Origin of the sequence: Stutzerimonas azotifigens DSM 17556 (assembly GCF_000425625.1) — a bacterium.
In the GTDB taxonomy this organism is placed as follows: Bacteria; Pseudomonadota; Gammaproteobacteria; order Pseudomonadales; family Pseudomonadaceae; genus Stutzerimonas; species Stutzerimonas azotifigens.
The window spans coordinates 1,533-20,914 of record NZ_AUDU01000079.1 but is presented as its reverse complement, the minus strand read 5'-3'; the positions used below and the strand labels follow the sequence as shown (position 1 = coordinate 20,914).

General features: G+C 68.2%; 13 protein-coding genes and 3 tRNA genes. 5 read left to right on the top strand and 11 right to left on the bottom strand.

The window, feature by feature from the left end; all coding sequences use genetic code 11:
• Positions 1 to 141 precede the first annotated feature (141 nt).
• Positions 142 to 2,415, top strand: coding sequence for a YgiQ family radical SAM protein (locus tag H610_RS0107855; RefSeq protein ID WP_028239154.1), 2,274 nt, complete (start codon positions 142 to 144; stop codon positions 2,413 to 2,415).
• Between the two features lie 26 nt (positions 2,416 to 2,441).
• On the opposite strand, the gene H610_RS0107850 is transcribed toward H610_RS0107855, so the two are convergent.
• Positions 2,442 to 4,403: a methyl-accepting chemotaxis protein gene (locus tag H610_RS0107850; protein WP_028239153.1), complete on the bottom strand. Its 1,962-nt coding sequence runs from the start codon at positions 4,401 to 4,403 to the stop codon at positions 2,442 to 2,444.
• Positions 4,404 to 4,694: 291 nt separating this feature from the next.
• Entirely contained in the window at positions 4,695 to 6,296 is a 1,602-nt protein-coding gene (locus H610_RS0107845) for a GGDEF domain-containing protein (protein ID WP_028239152.1), read from the bottom strand.
• Positions 6,297 to 6,491: 195 nt separating this feature from the next.
• Here H610_RS0107845 and H610_RS0107840 point away from each other — a divergent pair, with 195 nt between their 5' ends.
• Complete coding sequence (locus H610_RS0107840) at positions 6,492 to 7,559, top strand: DUF2333 family protein (RefSeq protein ID WP_028239151.1); 1,068 nt, start codon at positions 6,492 to 6,494, stop codon at positions 7,557 to 7,559.
• A gap of 273 nt (positions 7,560 to 7,832) precedes the next feature.
• Here H610_RS0107840 and H610_RS0107835 read toward each other — a convergent pair whose 3' ends face one another.
• From H610_RS0107835 to H610_RS0107820, 4 genes are all read right to left on the bottom strand, one after another.
• A complete protein-coding gene (locus H610_RS0107835; RefSeq protein ID WP_028239150.1) occupies positions 7,833 to 9,173 on the bottom strand; it encodes a sigma-54-dependent transcriptional regulator in 1,341 nt (446 codons plus the stop codon).
• Between the two features lie 102 nt (positions 9,174 to 9,275).
• Positions 9,276 to 10,868, bottom strand: coding sequence for a sensor histidine kinase (locus H610_RS0107830; protein ID WP_028239149.1), 1,593 nt, complete (start codon positions 10,866 to 10,868; stop codon positions 9,276 to 9,278).
• Positions 10,858 to 11,088, bottom strand: coding sequence for a PP0621 family protein (locus H610_RS0107825; protein ID WP_028239148.1), 231 nt, complete (start codon positions 11,086 to 11,088; stop codon positions 10,858 to 10,860). Before H610_RS0107825 ends, H610_RS0107830 begins: the two co-directional genes overlap by 11 nt.
• A 27-nt stretch (positions 11,089 to 11,115) precedes the next feature.
• Positions 11,116 to 12,111 (bottom strand): outer membrane protein assembly factor BamD, encoded by a 996-nt coding sequence (locus H610_RS0107820; protein ID WP_028239147.1) that lies wholly within the window; start codon positions 12,109 to 12,111, stop codon positions 11,116 to 11,118.
• Positions 12,112 to 12,255: 144 nt separating this feature from the next.
• Between H610_RS0107820 and rluD the strand changes: the two genes are divergently transcribed.
• From rluD to clpB, 3 genes are all read left to right on the top strand, one after another.
• Positions 12,256 to 13,230, top strand: a complete 975-nt coding sequence (rluD, locus tag H610_RS0107815) for a 23S rRNA pseudouridine(1911/1915/1917) synthase RluD (RefSeq protein WP_028239146.1) — start codon at positions 12,256 to 12,258, stop codon at positions 13,228 to 13,230.
• Positions 13,227 to 13,985, top strand: coding sequence for a peptidoglycan editing factor PgeF (gene pgeF / locus H610_RS0107810; protein ID WP_028239145.1), 759 nt, complete (start codon positions 13,227 to 13,229; stop codon positions 13,983 to 13,985). Before rluD ends, pgeF begins: the two co-directional genes overlap by 4 nt.
• Positions 13,986 to 14,110: 125 nt before the next feature.
• The gene (gene clpB, locus H610_RS0107805; protein WP_028239144.1) at positions 14,111 to 16,675 is read left to right on the top strand and encodes an ATP-dependent chaperone ClpB; all 2,565 of its coding nucleotides are present in this window, start codon (positions 14,111 to 14,113) and stop codon (positions 16,673 to 16,675) included.
• A gap of 248 nt (positions 16,676 to 16,923) precedes the next feature.
• On the opposite strand, the gene H610_RS0107800 is transcribed toward clpB, so the two are convergent.
• The 5 genes from H610_RS0107800 to H610_RS23515 form a co-directional block, all read right to left on the bottom strand.
• Positions 16,924 to 16,999 (bottom strand) — tRNA-Lys (locus tag H610_RS0107800).
• Positions 17,000 to 17,009: 10 nt separating this feature from the next.
• Positions 17,010 to 17,086 (bottom strand) — tRNA-Pro (locus tag H610_RS0107795).
• Positions 17,087 to 17,095: 9 nt separating this feature from the next.
• A tRNA-Asn gene (locus tag H610_RS0107790) sits at positions 17,096 to 17,171 on the bottom strand.
• A 298-nt stretch (positions 17,172 to 17,469) separates the two neighbouring features.
• Positions 17,470 to 18,771, bottom strand: coding sequence for an NAD(P)/FAD-dependent oxidoreductase (locus H610_RS0107785; protein WP_028239143.1), 1,302 nt, complete (start codon positions 18,769 to 18,771; stop codon positions 17,470 to 17,472).
• Between the two features lie 54 nt (positions 18,772 to 18,825).
• Positions 18,826 to 18,999, bottom strand: a complete 174-nt coding sequence (locus tag H610_RS23515; protein ID WP_043238009.1) for a DUF3094 family protein — start codon at positions 18,997 to 18,999, stop codon at positions 18,826 to 18,828.
• Between the last annotated feature and the right edge of the window lie 383 nt (positions 19,000 to 19,382).

The following is a 19,382-nucleotide window of genomic DNA, read 5'->3' as shown; positions in this document are numbered from 1 at the left end:
TCCAGCCTCCAGCCTCCAGCCTCCAGCCTCCAGCCAGCCCTTTGTCGAACCGGCCAAGTGGTTGAGCTTTCCGGTGGGTTAATTGCTCATTTTTTGTGCTATTCTCCGCGCCCTTTCACAAGACAGCCATCGGGTCTCGCCATGCAAGCCGTGAAGCCGTTGTTCGACTATCCGAAGTACTGGGCCGAATGCTTCGGCCCGGCACCCTTCCTGCCGATGAGCCGGGAGGAGATGGAGGCGCTCGGCTGGGATTCGTGCGACATCATCATCGTCACCGGCGATGCCTACGTCGATCATCCTTCGTTCGGCATGGCGATCATCGGCCGGCTGCTCGAGGCCCAGGGCTTTCGCGTGGGCATCATCGCGCAGCCGGACTGGCGCTCGAAGGACGACTTCATGCGGCTCGGCGAGCCGAACCTGTTCTTCGGCGTCGCCGCCGGCAACATGGACTCGATGATCAACCGCTACACCGCGGACCGCAAAAGCCGCTCCGACGACGCCTACACGCCCGGTGGCGTGGCCGGCAAGCGGCCGGATCGCGCCAGCCTGGTCTACAGCCAGCGCTGCAAGGAGGCCTACAGCCACGTGCCGGTGGTGCTCGGCGGCATCGAGGCGTCGCTGCGCCGCATCGCGCACTACGACTACTGGCAGGACAAGGTGCGTCGCTCGATCCTGATGGACGCCACCGCCGACATCCTGCTCTACGGCAACGCCGAGCGCGCGGTGGTGGAGATCGCCCAGCGCCTGGCCGCCGGCGAGCCGGTCGCCGCGATCACCGACATCCGCGGCACCGCCTTCGTCCGCCACGACACGCCCGAGGGCTGGTTCGAAATCGATTCGACGCGGATCGACCGGCCCGGCAAGGTCGACAAGATCATCAACCCCTACGTCAACACCCAGGACATGGACGCCTGCGCCATCGAGCAGGCCAAGGGGCCGGACGAGGACCCGAACGCGGCCAGGGTCGTGCAGTTGCTGCCGAGCCCGAGGCTCACCCGCGAGCGCACGGTGATCCGCCTGCCGTCGTTCGAGAAGGTGCGCAACGATCCGGTGCTCTACGCCCACGCCAACCGTGTGCTGCACCTGGAGACCAACCCGGGCAACGCCCGCGCGCTGGTGCAGATGCACGGCGAGCTGGACATCTGGCTGAACCCGCCACCGATCCCGATGAGCACCGAGGAGATGGATTACGTCTTCGGCCAACCGTTCGCGCGGGTGCCGCACCCGGCCTACGGCGACGCGAAGATTCCGGCCTACGAGATGATCCGCTTCTCGGTGAACATCATGCGCGGCTGTTTCGGCGGCTGCACCTTCTGCTCGATCACCGAGCACGAAGGAAGGATCATCCAGAACCGTTCGCAGGACTCGATCATCCGCGAGATCGAGGAGATCCGCGACAAGGTGCCGGGCTTCACCGGGGTCATCTCCGATCTCGGCGGGCCGACCGCCAACATGTACCGCATCGCCTGCAAGGACCAGGAGATCGAGAAGCACTGCCGCAAGCCGTCGTGCGTCTACCCGGGCATCTGTGACAACCTGAATACCGACCACTCGGCGCTCATTCAGCTGTATCGCTCGGCGCGTGAACTGCCGGGGGTGAAGAAGATCCTCATCGCCTCCGGGCTGCGCTACGACCTGGCAGTCGAGTCGCCGGAGTACGTCCGCGAACTGGTCACCCACCACGTCGGCGGCTACCTGAAAATCGCCCCGGAGCATACCGAGGAGGGCCCGCTGTCGAAGATGATGAAGCCGGGCATCGGCAGCTACGACCGCTTCAAACAGATGTTCGAGAAGTTCTCGAAGGAGGCGGGCAAGGAGCAGTACCTGATTCCGTACTTCATCGCGGCGCACCCGGGCACCACCGACGAGGACATGATGAACCTCGCCCTGTGGCTCAAGCGCAACGGTTTCCGCGCCGACCAGGTGCAGGCCTTCTATCCATCGCCGATGGCCACCGCCACGGCCATGTACCACTCGGGCAAGAACCCGCTGCGCAAGATCACCTACAAGAGCGACGGGGTGAACATCGTCAAGAGCGAGCAGCAGCGCCGCCTGCACAAGGCCTTCCTGCGCTACCACGATCCGAAGAACTGGCCGCTTCTGCGCGAGGCGCTGAAGGACATGGGCCGTGCCGACCTGATCGGCAACGGCAGGCACCAGCTGATCCCGACCTACCAGCCGCAGGCGAACGAATACCAGAGTGCGCGGCGCAAGAACTCCACGCCGGCCGGCAGCAAGAAGGCCGGCAAGCCGCTGCTGACCCAGCACACCGGCCTGCCGCCGCGCAGCCACGACGGCAAGGGCTGGGAAAAGCGCGAGCAGGCCAAGGCCGCTGCCGAGGCGCGGCGCCAGTCGGCCGGCGGCAAGGGCGCCGGCAAGGGCTCGAAGAACCGCCGTCCGGTCGCGCCACGCTGAGTTCGGCTGGTTCGGCCGGCTAGACCCTAGAGCTTGAACGCCCCGGTGGCGCCGCCGAGGCGTTCGCCCAGTTCCAGCAACCGTTCGCCCTGCGCGCGCGCCTCGGCGATCTGCGCCAGATTGGTCTCGGCGAGCTGGTGGATGCGCTCGCCACGCCGGCGGATCTCGCCCACGGCGTGGTGCTGCTGAGCGGTGGCATCGGCGATCTGCGCCGCCCGCTGGTCGACGGTGGCGATCGCCTCGACGATGGTCTTCAGCGCGCCGTCGGCCGCTTCGGCCTGGCCGGCGGTGGTCTGCGCCTGGCCGACCTGTGCCTGCATCATCTGCACCGAATCCCGCGCCGCCTGCTGCAGTCGTGCGATCACCCCGTTGATCTCGTCGGTCGCTTCGCTCGAGCGCCGGGCCAGCGTGCGCACCTCGTCGGCGACCACCGCGAAGCCACGGCCGTGGTTGCCGGCGCGGGCCGCCTCGATGGCGGCGTTGAGCGCCAGCAGGTTGGTCTGTTCGGCGATCGAGCGGATCACCGTCAGCACCGAACCGATGGTATCGGTCTCTGCCGCCAGCCGCTCGATCGCCCGGGCGTTGCTCTGCACGTCGTTCACCAGGGCATGCAGCCCGCCGAGGCTGTGGGCGATCACCTGTTGCCCGGCGGTGACCGCGGCATTGGCCTCGCGTCCGGCGTCGGCGGTCTGCCCGGCGCTGGTGGCGACCTGTTCGATGGTCGCCTCCAGTTCGCCGAGCGAGTCGCGGATCCGCGTGGTGTCCCGGGCCTGCCGCTGCGCTCCCTGTTCCAGTTCGCCGCTGACCGAGGCGAGCGAACGACTGCTGGCGGCGACGCTGCCGGCGTGTTCGGCCAGGGCGCCGGTGAGCTCGGTGAGGTAGTCGCGCAGGCGGTTCAGCGAGCCGGCGATGGCCTGCAGTTCGGGCATGCGCGCGGCGATCGCGATGGGCTGACGGAAGTCGCCGCCGGCCCAGGTCGACAGCGCCGGCATCAGCTCGGTCAGGCTGCGGGTGAGGGTGCGCTGCAGACGGTCGATCACCAGCGCCACCAGCAGGATCAGGCCGATGATGCCGCCCTGCATCATGCGCACCTCGCCCTGGATGCGCCCGTGCTCGGCGCGGACCACCGGTTCCAGCTCGCTCAGCGCCGCCTGCAGGTCCTGCACGCGCTGAGTGCTCGCCTGCGCGAGTTCGGCGCGCTGGCGGATGAGTTCCAGGGTGCGCGCCAGTTCGGTGGGGTAGCGCTTGATCAGCCCGGCCAGCTCGCGGCGCAGGGCGACGGCCTGGTCTTCGCTGGCGTCGTCCGAACTGTCCTGCGCCAGCCCCATGAGCGCGGCGAAGTCGTCGGAAGCCGAGCCGCTCTTGTCCTTCACGCCGAGCAGGGGCAGGGCCTCGAGGCGACGCGCGGCCTCGGCCAGTGCGGCGAGTGCCTGTTCGACGTCCGCCGCCATCGCCGCCCGGCCGCTGGCGACCAGGCGGCCGCGCGCGTGGCCGAGCCGCTGCAGCTGGCGGGAGGCCTCGAACAGCGGGCGGTCGTAGGCATTGCCCGCGGTTCCTGCCTCGGTGGCGTAGTGCTCGAAGCGATCGAGGGCGCCGGCGATCTCGCGCTCGGCCTGCAGCAGCAGCGCCTGCGGGTCGCCGGCCAGCTTGCCCGCGGCCAGCAGCTCGCCGGTGGCGAAGGCATGCAGCGCCGAAAGCGCTGGGCGCAGGCGCTCGGCCAGCGCGGGGTCGAGTGCCTGCACACCGCCGTCGAGCTCTTCCAGGGTCTGGACCGCTTCGCGATGGCGCAGCGCATCGCCGGTGGACAGGTAGGCCTGCACGTTCACGGCGAGACGATTGTGGAACTGTTGCGACAGACCGAGGAAGTCGCCCATCAGCCGGTAGGGCCGCGACAGGGCGTGCTCCGACCACCACAGCGTCGCCCCCAGCGCTGCGCAGATGCCGAACAGCAGCAGGGTGTTGAGCGTGGTCACGGTCTTCAGGCGCATGCTGAGAGCTCCTACGGCGAGTGAGCTCAGACGATATGGCGTTTTGATGTCAAAACCGTGACAGCGCCCGGCCGCTCGGCTGGACGGCGCGTGCTTGAGCCGTCGGGAGGTCCGCCCTCGGGATGAGCAGTCGGCGTGCTGCCGGGGTTACGCCAATTGTCGCCGCGAGGGCGCGCCTCCCACAGGTGTCAACTGGGATAAGGGGGCACGCCGCAGGCAGGCTCCCTGTGGGAGGCCCGCCCTCGGGGCGATCTCTCCAGCCGCGGCTGGCAGGTCAGCACCGCTCGGACGTCAGCCTTCGAACAGCTCCACGCGGTTGCGTCCGCCGCGCTTGGCGCGGTAGAGGGCTTCGTCGGCCTGCTGGGTCAGTGTCTTGATGCTGGCGCCCGGGACCAGCTCGGCGATGCCGCAGCTGAAGGTGCAGGCCAGGTCGTGCGGCTGCGCCGGGTAGGCGATCTCGGCGAAACGCCCGCGGATCTTGTCGAGCACCTGGGCGGCGGAGCGGGCATCGGTGTCCGGCAGCACCACGGCGAATTCCTCGCCGCCGTAGCGGCCGATCTGGTCGGTCTTGCGCAGGCGCTGCTTGAGGAACAGGGCGAGACTCTTGATCACCCGGTCGCCCATCGGGTGGCCGAACTCGTCGTTGACCCGCTTGAAGTGGTCGATGTCGAGCATGGCGAAGCTCAGCGGGCGCTGCTCCCGGCGCGCGCGGAAACTGGCGTCCTCGAGCAGCTGCAGGGTGTGGGTGTGGTTGTACAGCCCGGTGAGGCTGTCGCGCACGATCCGTGCCTTGAGGTTGCGCGCGCGAGCGGCGCGGGTGCGCACGGTGGCGATCAGGTGGCGGGTCTTGATCGGCTTGGTGAGGAAGTCGTCGCCGCCCTCGCTCATGGCGTCGATCTGCTTGTCGATGTCGTCCTCGGCCGACAGGTAGATGATCGGCACGCTGACATAGCGCTCGTGCTGGCGGATGACCTTCGCCAGCTCGGTGCCCAGGCAGTCCGGCATGTACATGTCGAGGATGATGAGGTCCGGCTGGAATTCCGAAAGCGCCGGCATGGCCTCGAACGGCTCGGTGAGCGTGCGGGTGACGATGCCCGCACTGTTGAGCACGCGCTCGGTGTGCGTGGCCTGGGCCCGAGAATCGTCGACGATCAGCACCCGGTAGGGCTCGGCGTGGGCGCTGCGGGTCAGGTGCTCGATCTTCTCCAGCACCGTGGAGGCGTCCAGCGCGCCGGTGAAGAATTCCAGCCCGCCGGTGCGCACCGCGGCCAGGCGCGTCGGGGTATCGGTCTCGTCGCGGCTGAAGAACAGGATCGGCAGCTTCTGCTCCAGGCCCTGCTGGATTCGCTCGGTCAGGCGCAGGCCCTGCGCGGGGCCGTCGAAGTCCACTTCCATGAGGATCGCCGCCGGGTGCCGCTCCTGCATGGCCTCGAGGAAGCCTCGGGTGTCGGTGAGCACGCGGGCGACCACGCCGAAGAATTCCAGCTGCTGGGCCAGCCGCTCGGCCCGCTCGCCGTCGTGCAGCGCCAGGTAGACCGGCTTGCGCAGCGGCGGCATGAAGATCTGGTCCAGCGGGTCGCCGTGGCGCAGGCCGGTGCGCCCGAGGCGGTGCATGACCTGGTTGAGCGCGAGGATGCTGTCGCTGGACAGGCGCCCGCGGTTGTCGCGGATATCGGCCAGGCAGCCGTCGATCTCTCCGGCGAGCAGGCAGTGCTCGGTCTGTTCGAAGCGTTCCGAGGATCGGCGCAGACGGGCGTTGGCATCGGCCAGCGCGGTCATCCCGGTGGGGTCCCATTCGCTGCGCTGCAGCCGCTGCCAGACTTCCAGCACCTCGCGCGCGTGGTGGATCACGCGCTGGGCGAAGTGCTGCTTGAGATTTTCTTGTTCCGACATCGCGTCTTCCTGACGCCTCGAAATGGCGCGTGCTGGCTGAATGCTAGCACGATGCATCGGCCTCGCCGACACACGCGCTCGGCCCGTGAATGCCGCAGAGGATATCGCCACCCTGGGTTATGATGCGCGACGCATGCCGCAACCCGGACACGGGTCGGCGGTCGGAAACTAGGTCAGACGAATGAGGGGCAGCACATGCTCGACTGGAAGAATCGTGGCGGTCGGCTCGGCGGCGGCACGGCGGACCCGGCGCTCGACGGGCCGACCATGGGCCGTTGGCGCCTGCTGCAGGTCGTCGCGGCGGTGGTCGTGGTCTACCTGCTGGCGACCATCGTGCTCGGCTGGTACTGGAGCCGCGAGCCGGATCGCTTCGCTGTCCAGCGCACCGCCCGCGAAGCCGCCGAGGCCTCCGGGCGGCAACTGGTCAATGGCTACACCACGGTCGAGACCCTCAAGCAGGTCGCCGAGACGCTGCTGGACAAGCCGGGCGGCTACCTGACCAACGACATCGCGCCGCCCGGGCTGTGGCTGGACAACATGCCCAGCTGGGAATACGGCGTACTGGTGCAGGTGCGCGACCTGACCCGCGCGCTGCGCAAGGATTTCGCCCGCTCCCAGTCGCAGTCCACCGAGGACCCGGACCTGGCACGCGGCGAGCCGCTGTTCCATTTCGACAATCGCAGCTGGGCGCTGCCGGCAACCGAGTCCGAGTACCGGCAGGGCATCCTCGCGCTCGATCGCTACCTGGCGCGCCTGAGCGACCCGGCGCCCAAGGCGCTTTTCTACACCCGTGCCGACAACCTGAACAACTGGCTGGGCGACGTCGCCACCCGGCTCGGCTCGCTGTCCCAGCGGCTGTCGGCCAGCGTCGGGCGCGTGCGCCTGGATATCGAGGGCGTGTCCGAGGAAGCCCCGGCGCAGCCCGGGGTGATCCCGCCGGTCAAGGAAGAAGTGGTGGAGACGCCCTGGCTGCAGATCGACAACGTGTTCTACGAGGCCCGCGGCCAGGCCTGGGCGCTCTCGCACCTGCTGCGGGCGATCGAGGTGGACTTCGCCGACGTGCTGGCGAAGAAGAATGCGGCCATCAGCGTGCGCCAGATCATCCGCGAACTGGAAGCCGCGCAGGAACCGCTGTGGAGCCCCATGGTGCTCAACGGCAGCGGCTACGGCATGCTCGCCAACCACTCGCTGGTGATGGCCAACTACATCTCGCGCGCCAACGCGGCGATCATCGATCTGCGTAATTTGTTGTCGCAGGGTTAGGAGCGGTAAGACGCTAAAAGCGCTGGAGGCTGGAAGGCTGGAAGGCTGGACGAAAGACGCGGTCGTTCTCCGGCCTCGAGCGGTCCCGTGGTAGGAGCGAGCTTGCTCGCGAATGGCGAGAGCGGTAATCACGGCGATTCGCCAGCAAGCTGGCTCCTACGAAGACCTTGACGTCCCCGCCGCTGGGCCATCATCTTCCAGCCTTCCAGCCTTCCAGCCTTCCAGCCTTCCAGCCTTCCAGCCTTCCAGCCTTCCAGCCTTCCAGCCTTCCATTCAGTCCAACCCCAACTTCTTCAACCGATAGCGCATCGAGCGGAAGGTCAGTCCCAGGCGCTGGGCGGCGGCGGTGCGGTTCCAGCGGGTTTCCTCCAGGGCCTGCATGATCAGCGCGCGTTCGATTTCCTCCAGGTGGTCCTCGAGGTTGTCGATCTGCGCCAGGCTGGCACCGGCGCCGTCGGAGGCGCCGGTGGCCTCGGCCAGGCGCAGGTCGGCCGGGCGGATCTCGTCCGCTTCGCAGAGGGTGTAGGCGCGTTCGAGCATGTTCTCCAGCTCGCGCACGTTGCCCGGGAAGCGATAGCTCTTGAGCTTCTCCAGCGCTTCCGGATGCAGCGTCGCCGGCGGCGCCTCGCATTCCTGGGCCAGACGCCTGAGCATGACGGTCGCCAGCTCGGCGATGTCCTCGCGGCGCTCGCGCAGCGGCGGGACGCGCAGCTCGATGACGTTGAGGCGGTAGTAGAGGTCCTGGCGGAAGCGCCCGGCGGCGACCTCCGCGGCCAGGTCCTTGTGCGTGGCCGAGAGGATGCGCACGTCGACCATGAGTTCCTGCTGGCCGCCGACGGCACGCACGGCCTTTTCCTGGATCGCGCGCAGCAGCTTGACCTGCATCGGCAGCGGCAGGTCGGCCACCTCGTCAAGGAACAGGGTGCCGCCGTGGGCGGCCTGGAACAGGCCCTGCTTGTCCTCGATGGCGCCGGTGAAGCTGCCTTTCTTGTGGCCGAAGAACTCGCTTTCCATCAGCTCCGAGGGGATGGCGCCGCAGTTCACCGGCACGAAGGGGCGTTCGCCGCGCGAACCCTGTTCGTGGATCAGCCGCGCCACCAGTTCCTTGCCGCTGCCCGACTCGCCGCTGATGTACACCGGTGCCTGGCTGCGCGCGAGCTTGGCGATCTGCCGGCGCAGCGCCTTCATCGGTGGCGACTGGCCGAGCAGGCGGTTGTCCACCGGCACCTCTTCGCCGGCCGGGCTGCGCAGGCGCAGGGCGGAGTTGACCAGCTCGCGCAGGCGGCCGAGGTCGACCGGCTTGGTCAGGTAGTCGAACGCGCCGGCCTTCAGCGCGGTGATGGCCGTTTCCATGCTGCCGTAGGCGGTGATCATGGCCACCGGCATCTGCGGGTGGTTCTGCTGGATGTACTGGACCAGCTCGAGCCCGGTGCCGTCGGGCAGGCGCATGTCCGTCAGGCAGAGATCGTAGGGCTCGCGCGCCAGCCACTCGCGTGCTTCCTTGACGTTGCGCGCGCTGCGGGTGTCGAGCTTCATGCGCCCGAGGGTGATCTCCAGCAGTTCGCGGATGTCCGGTTCGTCGTCGATGATGAGCGCTTTCTGGCGGGCGGTCATGATTGGGTCGCAGGGGGATGTTGAGCGGGGCCTATGGTACTCCCGTGAGTGGCGCCGGTGGCGTTTCCGTTTGCCATGCTGTGACCGGCTCCCGGTCGTTCGTCAGCCGAGCTTGCGCGGGTGCGCGAAGACGATGCGGAAGCAGCTGCCTCCGGCGTCGCGCGGGCGGTAGTCCAGGCGTGCCTGGTTGCTTTCGCAGAGCTCCCGGGAAATGTACAGGCCGAGGCCGGTACCCTTGTTTTCCGTGGTGAAGAAGGGCTCGAACACGTTCGGCACCTGCTCGGCCGGCACGCCGGGCCCGTCGTCGAGCACCTCGAGCACCGGCAGGTCGCTCTGCCTGTCGCGGTACAGCCACAGCCAGACCTGCGCCTGCGGGTGTTGCTGACCGCTGTAGCGCAGGCCGTTCTGCACCAGGTTGGTGAGCACCTGGATCAGCTGGTTCGGATCCATGCGGGTCTGCAGTGAGCTGCCGTCGACCTGGACGTGCAGCGACTGGTTGGCCTTGAGCCCCGAACGGAATTCGCCGGCGAAGCGGTGCACCCAGTACTTGAGATCGAGCAGTTGCGGCTCGGCCTGGCGGCGGCGCGACAGCTGCAGGACGTTCTCGATGATCAGGTTCATCCGCCGCGAGTGGTCCTGGATGATCTGCGTCAGGCGCCGGTCCGGGCCGTCCAGCGCTTCGGACTCCTGCAGCAGCTGCGCCGCGTGGCTGATGGCGCCCAGCGGGTTGCGGATTTCGTGGGCGATGCCGGCGGTGAGGCGCCCGAGCGAGGCGAGCTTGAGCTGCTGGGCCTGCTGGGTGATCTGCGAGACGTCCTCGAGGAACACCAGGGTGTCGCGCTGCTCGCCGTGCTGCAGGGTGGCGAAGCTCGGCTGTACCGTCGGTCCGCCGGAGACCGCGCGCAGGTTCTGCGGGCGCAGGGTCGGGTTGCTGCGCCAGAGCGCCAGGCGCCTGGACAGTTCCGGGCATTGCGCGTCGAGTTTCGCGCCGACCAGCGCGTCCTGGCCCAGCAGCGACAGTGCGCCACGGTTGGCCAGCAGCACCCGCTGCTGCGGGTCGAGCACCAGGATTCCGGTGCGCATGCGCTGCAGGATCAGGGCATTGAGCGCCTCCAGGTTGGCGACGTCCTCGGCGCGCTGCCGTGCCAGGCTCTCGCTGGCCTGCAGGCGGCGGGACAGGCTCTGGACGAAGAGCGCGGCGAGGAAGCACAGCGTTCCCAGGGCGCCGGCCTGGACGAACTGGCTGCTGGCGGCGGGCCGGTCGAGGCTGAGGTAGAAGGTCAGGTAGATCAGGCCGATCGCGGCCATGGCGGCGATCAGCAGGCCGATCCGGCCGCGCAGCAGGATGTTGGCGATCGCCACCGCGACGATCAGCAGGTTGCCGATCCCGCTCGGCGTGCCGCCGCCGAGGTAGAACAGCGCCGACAGCAGCAGCACGTCGGTGATCGCCAGCGCGGACACCTGCAGGGGATGCTGAGGGCGCTGGATCAGCACCGCGACGATGATGTTGACGATCAGGTACAGCCAGGCGACGTTGCGGAACAGGGCCGGATTGGCCATTTCCAGCAGGTCGCTGTGCAGGTCGCTGGAGATCAGCAGCACCAGCGCCAGGCCGATGGTCAGGCGGTAGAAGTGATACAGGCGCAGGATCCGGCGGCCCTGCTGGCCGCCGAGGACCGCCGCGTCAGCGTCCACCGTGCGAACGGTCCTGTTCGAGGTGTGCCTGGCTGCAGTACCAGCGGTCGTTTCCATGCAGGGCGCGGTCCTTGGGAATGTGCACGCCGCACTGGGCGCAACGCACCATCGCCGGCGCCGCCGAGCGGCTGGCGGGCCGCGGCTTGCGCGTGAGGCGCCGCCACAGCCATACGGCGGCGAAGACCAGTGCGATCAGGATCAGCAGGCGGAACAGGCCCATTTTCGGTTCTTCCTGAAGGGCCGCTGCTCAGTCGAACAGGCCGAAGGTCAGGCGGCTCCACCAGGAGCGCCCCTGGCGTTCGCCGTTCCCGGCGTTCGGCGCGGTTCCGGCGTCGATTTCCCTCGGCAGCTCCTGCTGGGCCCGCTGGTACTGGCGGTAGACGTCCTCGTTGGCCTGGCTGCGATCCGGCGCCGGCACCTCGGTCTCGATCATGCCCAGCGTGGCGCGGGCGAGCCAGGAACGGCTGTCCGCCTCGCGCTCGCGCGGGACGAACTCGCCGTCGCTCAGGCTGGGATGGTCCGGGTAGTTCAGCTTCAGCGTCTGCAGGGTGGTCTGCGATAGGTCCGTCAGCCCCATGCGCTGGTAGGCCTCGGTCATCACCGCCAGGCCGTCGCCCACCGAGGGGGTGCCCTGGAAGTTCTCCACCACGTAGCGGCCACGGTTGGCGGCGGCGACGAAGGCGTCGCGGCTCAGGTAGTAGTGGGCCACGTGGATCTCGTTGGCCGCCAGCAGATTGCGCAGGTACACCATGCGCGCCTTGGCGTCGGGGGCGTAGCGGCTGTTCGGGAAGCGCGTGGTCAGCTGGGCGAACTCGTTGAAGGAGTCGCGCGCCGCGCCGGGGTCACGCTTGGTCATGTCCAGCGGCAGGAAGCGCGCCACCAGACCACGGTCCTGGTCGAAGGAGGCGAGCCCCTTGAGGTAGTAGGCGTAGTCGACGTTCGGATGCTGCGGGTGCAGGCGGATGAAGCGGTCGGCGGCGGCGCGCGCGGCTTCCGGCTCGACGTTGCGGTAGTAGGCGTAGATCAGCTCCAGCTGCGCCTGCTCGGCGAAGCGGCCGAACGGATAGCGCGACTCCAGCGCCTTGAGCTTGGCGATGGCATTGGTGTAGCCCTTGTTGTCCAGATCGGCCTGTGCCTGCTGGTAGAGTTCGACCTCGCCCAGGTTCTCGTCCACCGGCTCGTTCGAGGAACAGGCAGCGGTGAGGGCGAGGATGGCGATCAGCAGCAGGTGTTTCACTTGCATGGCGGCTTGCGTCCCTGTGACGGCTGGCTGTCTCGCGCATAGCCGTCCTGTTATGATGGGCGCCCCGGTGCGCCGGGACAAAGACGCCGTATTTAAACACAAGCTCAGAGCCGAACCAAAAGGCTCTCCCGCCCGCAGCCCGCCATGTCCGCAAACTCCCCACAGGCCATCCAGATGCGCGCCGAGGTGCCCTTCGATCTCGGTGGCCAGCGCCTGGATCAGATCGCCGCCCAGCTGTTTTCCGAGCATTCCCGTTCCCGCCTGGCCGGCTGGATCAAGGATGGCCGGCTCACCGTCGACGGCGCCGTGCTGCGCCCGCGCGACATCGTCCATGCCGGGGCCGTGCTCGAACTGGAGGCCGAGCAGCAGGCCCAGGGCGAATGGCAGGCGCAGGACATCGCGCTGGAGGTGGTCTACGAGGACGAGCACATCCTGGTGCTGGACAAGCCGGCCGGGCTGGTCGTGCACCCGGCCGCCGGGCACGCCGACGGGACGCTGCTCAACGCCCTGCTGCACCATGTGCCGGAACTGGTGAACGTGCCGCGTGCCGGCATCGTGCACCGGCTGGACAAGGACACTACCGGCCTGATGGTGGTGGCCAAGACCCTGCAGGCGCAGACCCGGCTGGTCGAGCAGCTGCAGCAGCGCAGCGTCAGCCGCATCTACGAAGCCATCGTGCTCGGCGTGATCACCTCCGGCGCCACCGTCGACGCGCCCATCGGCCGGCACGGCCAGCAGCGCCAGCGCATGGCGGTGACCGAGGGCGGCAAGCCGGCGATCAGTCATTACCGGGTGCTCGAGCGCTTTCGCTCGCACACCCACGTGCGGGTCAAGCTGGAAACCGGGCGGACCCACCAGATTCGCGTGCACATGGCGCACGTCGGCTACCCGCTGGTGGGCGACCCGGTCTACGGCGGGCGCTTCCGCATCCCGCCGGCGGCCAGCCCGACGCTCGTCCAGGAGCTGCGCGAGTTCCCGCGGCAGGCCCTGCACGCGCGCTTTCTCGAGCTGGACCATCCGGCCACCGGTCAGCGCATGAAATGGGAGTCGGCGCTGCCCGACGACCTGGTCTGGCTGCTGACGCTGCTGCGTCAGGACCGCGAGGCCTTCATCGGGTGAGCGGCTGGCCGGCGGACTGGCTCGTGCCCGACTGGCCGGCTCCGGCGACGGTGCGCGCCTGCGTCACCACCCGCGCCGGCGGTGTCAGCCGGGCGCCGTTCGACAGCTTCAACCTCGGTGACCACGTCGGCGATGACCCGGCCGCGGTGGCCGCCAATCGCGCGCGTCTGTCGGCCTGGCTTGGCTGCCGGCCGGCCTGGCTGTCGCAGGTGCACGGCACCGAGGCGGTGCAGGCCGATGCCGGGCGCTGCATGGTGGCCGATGCCAGCTGGAGCGAGAAGCCGGGGGTCGCCTGCGCCGTGCTCACCGCCGACTGCCTGCCGGTGCTGTTCTGCGATCGCGCCGGCACGCGTGTCGCCGCCGCCCATGCCGGCTGGCGCGGGCTCGCCGGCGGCGTGCTGGAGCGCACCCTGGACGCCCTGGCGCGGCCGCCCGAGGAGGTGCTGGTCTGGCTGGGGCCGGCCATCGGTCCGGCGGCATTCGAGGTTGGGCCGGAAGTGCGCGAGGCCTTCGTCGCCGGCCGGCCGGAGGCGGAGGCCACCTTCGGTCCGAGCCTAAACCCCGGGCGGCTGATGGCCGATCTCTACGCGCTGGCCCGCGTGCGCCTCGCCGTCCGGGGCGTGCGGGCGGTGTTCGGCGGCGGCGAATGCACCCTCGGCGACCCGCGCTTCTATTCCTACCGCCAGCAGTCGACCACCGGCCGTTTCGCTTCGCTGGTATGGCTGCAGCCTGAGCGGACGGTGCCTGCCGATTGACCGCCGTCAAGCCGGTCCTGCTTGAATCTCGCACAATCATCCCTATCTAAGCTGCATCTCGCAGGCTTCGATTCGAGGCGCAATCCACCGCGCCGGCCTGCTTCAACCAGTAGGTAGGTTTTCCAATGCGTATCGATCGTTTGACCAGCAAGCTCCAGCTTGCGCTCTCCGACGCCCAGTCCATCGCGGTGGGCCTCGACCATCCGGCCATCGAGCCGCTGCACCTCATGCAGGCGCTGCTCGAGCAGCAGGGCGGCTCCATCCGCCCGCTGCTGATGCAGGTCGGCTTCGACGTCAACGCCCTGCGCAAGTCGCTGTCGGAGGCGCTCGACCAACTGCCGAAGATCCAGAACCCGACCGGCGACGTGAACCTGTCGCAGGACCTGGCGCGCCTGCTCAACCAGGCCGACCGGCTGGCGCAGCAGAAGGGCGACCAGTTCATCTCCAGCGAGCTGGTGCTGCTCGCCGCCATGGACGAAAACACCCGGCTTGGCAAGCTGCTGCTGTCCCAGGGGGTCAGCCGCAAGGCGCTGGAGAACGCGGTGGCCAACCTGCGCGGCGGCGAGGCGGTGAACGACCCCAATGCCGAGGAATCGCGCCAGGCGCTGGACAAGTACACCGTCGACATGACCAAGCGGGCCGAGGACGGCAAGCTCGACCCGGTGATCGGCCGTGACGACGAGATCCGCCGGACCATCCAGGTGCTGCAGCGGCGCACCAAGAACAACCCGGTGCTGATCGGCGAGCCGGGCGTGGGCAAGACCGCCATCGTCGAGGGCCTGGCCCAGCGCATCATCAACGGCGAGGTGCCCGACGGGCTGAAGGACAAGCGCCTGCTGGCCCTGGACATGGGCGCGCTGATCGCCGGTGCCAAGTTCCGCGGCGAGTTCGAGGAGCGACTCAAGGCGGTGCTCAACGAGCTGTCCAAGCAGGAAGGGCGGGTGATCCTGTTCATCGACGAACTGCACACCATGGTCGGCGCCGGCAAGGCCGAGGGCGCCATGGACGCCGGCAACATGCTCAAACCGGCGCTGGCGCGCGGCGAGCTGCACTGCGTCGGCGCCACCACGCTGGACGAATACCGCCAGTACATCGAGAAGGACGCGGCGCTGGAGCGGCGCTTCCAGAAGGTGCTGGTGGACGAGCCGAGCGAGGAGGACACCATCGCCATCCTGCGCGGGCTGAAGGAACGCTACGAGGTGCACCACAAGGTGACCATCACCGACGGCGCCATCATCGCCGCCGCCAAGCTCAGCCACCGCTACATCACCGACCGCCAACTGCCGGACAAGGCCATCGACCTGATCGACGAGGCGGCCAGCCGCATCCGCATGGAGATCGACTCCAAGCCCGAGGCGCTGGACCGCCTCGACCGCCGGCTGATCCAGCTGAAGGTCGAGCGCGAGGCGCTGAAGAAGGAGGAGGACGAGGCGGCGAAGAAGCGCCTGGCCAAGCTCGAGGAAGACATCGCCAAGCTCCAGAAGGAATATGCCGACCTCGAGGACATCTGGAAATCCGAGAAGGCCGAGGTGCAGGGTTCGGCCCAGCTGCAGCAGAAGATCGAGCAGGCCAAGACCGAGCTCGAGGCCGCGCGGCGCAAGGGCGACCTCAACCGCATGGCCGAGCTGCAGTACGGCGTGATCCCGGACCTGGAGCGCAGCCTGCAGATGGTCGACCAGCACGGCAAACCGGAGAACCAGCTGCTGCGCAACAAGGTGACCGACGAGGAAATCGCCGAGGTGGTCTCCAAGTGGACCGGCATCCCGGTGGCGAAGATGCTCGAGGGCGAGCGCGACAAGCTGCTGCGCATGGAGGACGAGCTGCACAAGCGGGTGATCGGCCAGCACGAGGCGGTAGTGGCGGTGGCCAACGCGGTGCGCCGCTCGCGCGCGGGCCTGGCCGACCCGAACCGGCCGAGCGGCTCCTTCCTGTTCCTCGGCCCGACCGGGGTGGGCAAGACCGAGCTGTGCAAGGCGCTGGCCGAATTCCTCTTCGACACCGAAGAGGCGATGGTGCGCATCGACATGTCCGAGTTCATGGAAAAGCACTCGGTCGCCCGCCTCATCGGCGCGCCGCCGGGCTACGTTGGCTACGAGGAGGGCGGGTACCTGACCGAAGCGGTGCGCCGCAAGCCCTACTCGGTGATCCTGCTCGACGAGGTGGAGAAGGCCCATCCGGACGTCTTCAACATCCTCCTGCAGGTGCTCGAGGACGGCCGGCTGACCGACAGCCACGGGCGTACCGTGGACTTCCGCAACGCCGTGGTGGTGATGACCTCGAACCTCGGCTCGGCGCAGATCCAGGAGCTGGCCGGCGACCGCGAGGCGCAGCGCGCGGCGGTGATGGATGCGGTCGGCAACCACTTCCGCCCGGAATTCATCAACCGGATCGACGAAGTGGTGGTGTTCGAGCCACTGGGCAAGGACCAGATCGCCGGTATCGCCGCGATCCAGCTCGGCCGGCTGCGCCAGCGTCTGGCCGAGCGCGAATTGTCGCTGGAACTGTCGGACGAGGCGATGGACAAGCTGGTGGCGGTCGGCTATGACCCGGTCTACGGCGCGCGGCCGCTCAAGCGGGCGATCCAGCGCTGGATCGAGAACCCATTGGCGCAGCAGATCCTCTCCGGCAGCTTCGCGCCGGGGGCGAAGGTCGAGGTCCGCGTGGAGGGCGACGAGTTCGTCTTCGCCTGAGTCGCTGCGTTATCCGTTGCCTTGCTCCAGGCCCCTGGCCGGTTACCGGTCGGGGGCTTTTGCGTCATGGCAGCGGTGCGCCGCGCGTACGTCGATGTCATCGCCACGGGGGGGAGACAGGCACAGGGCTTCACGACGCAGAGCGATTCGAGTGTCGGGCTGACGTTTTAATACGGAGGAGGGGCGACATGCAGGAAGCATGCGCGGGCAGAGAGCCTGAGAGCTCGTCGGCGAATCTTCGGGGGAGATGGTGGGTCGTGTAGGATTCGAACCTACGACCAATTGGTTAAAAGCCAACTGCTCTACCGACTGAGCTAACGACCCGGGAAGAAACTGGTCGGGGTAGAGAGATTCGAACTCCCGACATCCTGCTCCCAAAGCAGGCGCGCTACCGGACTGCGCTATACCCCGGCTGGAAGTTGGCTCCGCGACCTGGACTCGAACCAGGGACCCAATGATTAACAGTCATTTGCTCTACCGACTGAGCTATCGCGGAACGTTCGGTACTTCCAACTCTGCTCGGGCTTGCATGCAATCCCGCGTCAGAGGCGCGCCATTTTACGGATGCAGATTTCAGTGTCAAGCGTATCGGCCGCTTCCGTGCGATTCCGGATCGGCGGCTCGTCCTCCAGACACTCGAGGCCCGCATGACGGTGGCGACATGGACGCCAAGGTCCCGAGCACGGGCTTCATGGGAGCGGCCTTGGCCGCGAACGACGCCCGCCAGGTCGCAGGCAAAGTAGCTCCTGCGTCGAGATTACAGGCTGCGCCATGCCTTTCCCTTCGTCGGTGGGTCAGTGCAGCTTCAGGCGCGGCACCGTGCCCTTGGCGATGCGGTCGCCGAGCATCATCAGGCTGGTGCGCACAATGCCGTAGAGGGCAATCTGGTGCATGCGGTACAGGGATATGTAGAACATCCGCGCCAGCCAGCCCTCGAGCATGACGTTGCCGGTCAGGTTGCCCATCAGGTTGCCCACCGCCGAGAAGCTCGACAGCGAGATGAGCGAGCCGTAGTCCCGGTACCGATAGGTCGGCAGCGCCTTGCCTTCCAGCCGCAGGCGCAGCGACTTGGCCAGCAGCGAGGCCTGCTGGTGCGCGGCCTGCGCCCGTGGCGGCACGTTGCGCTCGCTGTCCGGCTGCGGGCAGGCGGCGCAGTCGCCGAAGGCGAAGATGTCGTCGTCCCGGGTGGTCTGCAGGGTCGGGCGCACCACCAGCTGGTTGATCCGGTTGCTTTCCAGGCCGTCGAGTTCGGCGAGGAAGCCGGGCGCGCGGATGCCGGCGGCCCAGACCTTCAGGCTGGCCGGCACGAACTGCCCGGACTTGGTATGCAGGCCCTGCTCGGTGACTTCGCTGACCGCGGCATCGGTGAGCACGGTGACGCCCAGCTTGGCGAGGGTCTGCGCCACCGGTGCGCCGATGCGCTCGGGCAGGCCGGGCAGCACCCGCGGCCCGGCCTCGATCAGGGTGATGTGGACGTTTTCCGGCTGGATTTGATTCAACCCGTAGGCGGCCAGTTCGCGCGCCGCGTGCAGCAGCTCGGCGGCCAGCTCCACGCCGGTGGCGCCGGCGCCGACGATGGCCATGTCGATGGTGCCGGGCTGGCCGTCGCTGCCATTGGCATGCGCGTGCATGTAGTGGCTGAGCAGCTTGCGATGGAAGCGCTCGGCCTGCTGGCGGGTGTCGAGGAAGATGCAGTGCTCGGCCGCGCCCTTGGTGCCGAAGTCGTTGGTGGTGCTGCCGACCGCGATCACCAGGGTGTCGTACCCCAGTTCGCGCTCGGGGACCATCTCGATGCCGTACTCGTCGTGCGTCGGCGCCAGGAAGACGCGCTTGCCCGCGCGATCCAGCCCGCTCATGCGGCCGAGCTGGAACTCGAAATGGTTCCACTTGGCCTGGGCGACATAGTTCAGCTCGTCCTCGGAGCTGTTCAGCGAGCCGGCGGCCACTTCGTGCAGCAGGGGCTTCCAGATGTGGGTCAGGTTGGCGTCGACCAGGGTGATCTTCGCCCGGCCACGCTTGCCCAGCGTTCTACCCAGGCGAGTGGCGAGCTCCAGCCCGCCGGCGCCGCCGCCGACGACAACGATACGATGTTGCATGGAATGGTCTCATAGGGATTGCGGATTCGCGGCAGGCGCCGGTGCGAGCATCGCTCAGAGCACCAGGCGACTCAGGAGGCGGCTCAGCAGGCCGAGACCGATCACCACGGCTACGACCAGCAGCAGTAGCAACAGGGGGCGGAAAGGACGGCGCTCCACCTGGTGCTGCGGGGCACTCAGGTACAGGTCGACGCGCTTCTGGTCCTCGGGGGTCAGGCGGCTGGGCATGGTCACCTCTACAGGGATGCCGGCATTCTAGCAGGCTGTTGGAGGTCGTGGCTTTCACTCCAGGAGTGGCAAGGAATCCTGTCGTTTCGGGCAGGCCTGGGCCTGCATCGCCGCGAGGGCGCGCCTCCCACGGGGATGTGGTGAATGCCGCAAGCCTGTCGGGAGCGGGCGCAGCCGCTTGTTGTGGGAGGCCCGCCCTCGGGGCGATGCTTTGGGCTGGAAGGCTGGAAGGCTGGAAGGCTGGAAGGCTGGACGAGAGGCGCCGTGTCGGACGTCGAACGGGTGCAGGCGCGCCATTTTCCGGCACAGCCACCGAAAAGGCTTGACAGGCGTGAGCGCCAACCCAAACCCTGTCCAGCCTCCAGCCTCCAGCCTCCAGCCTC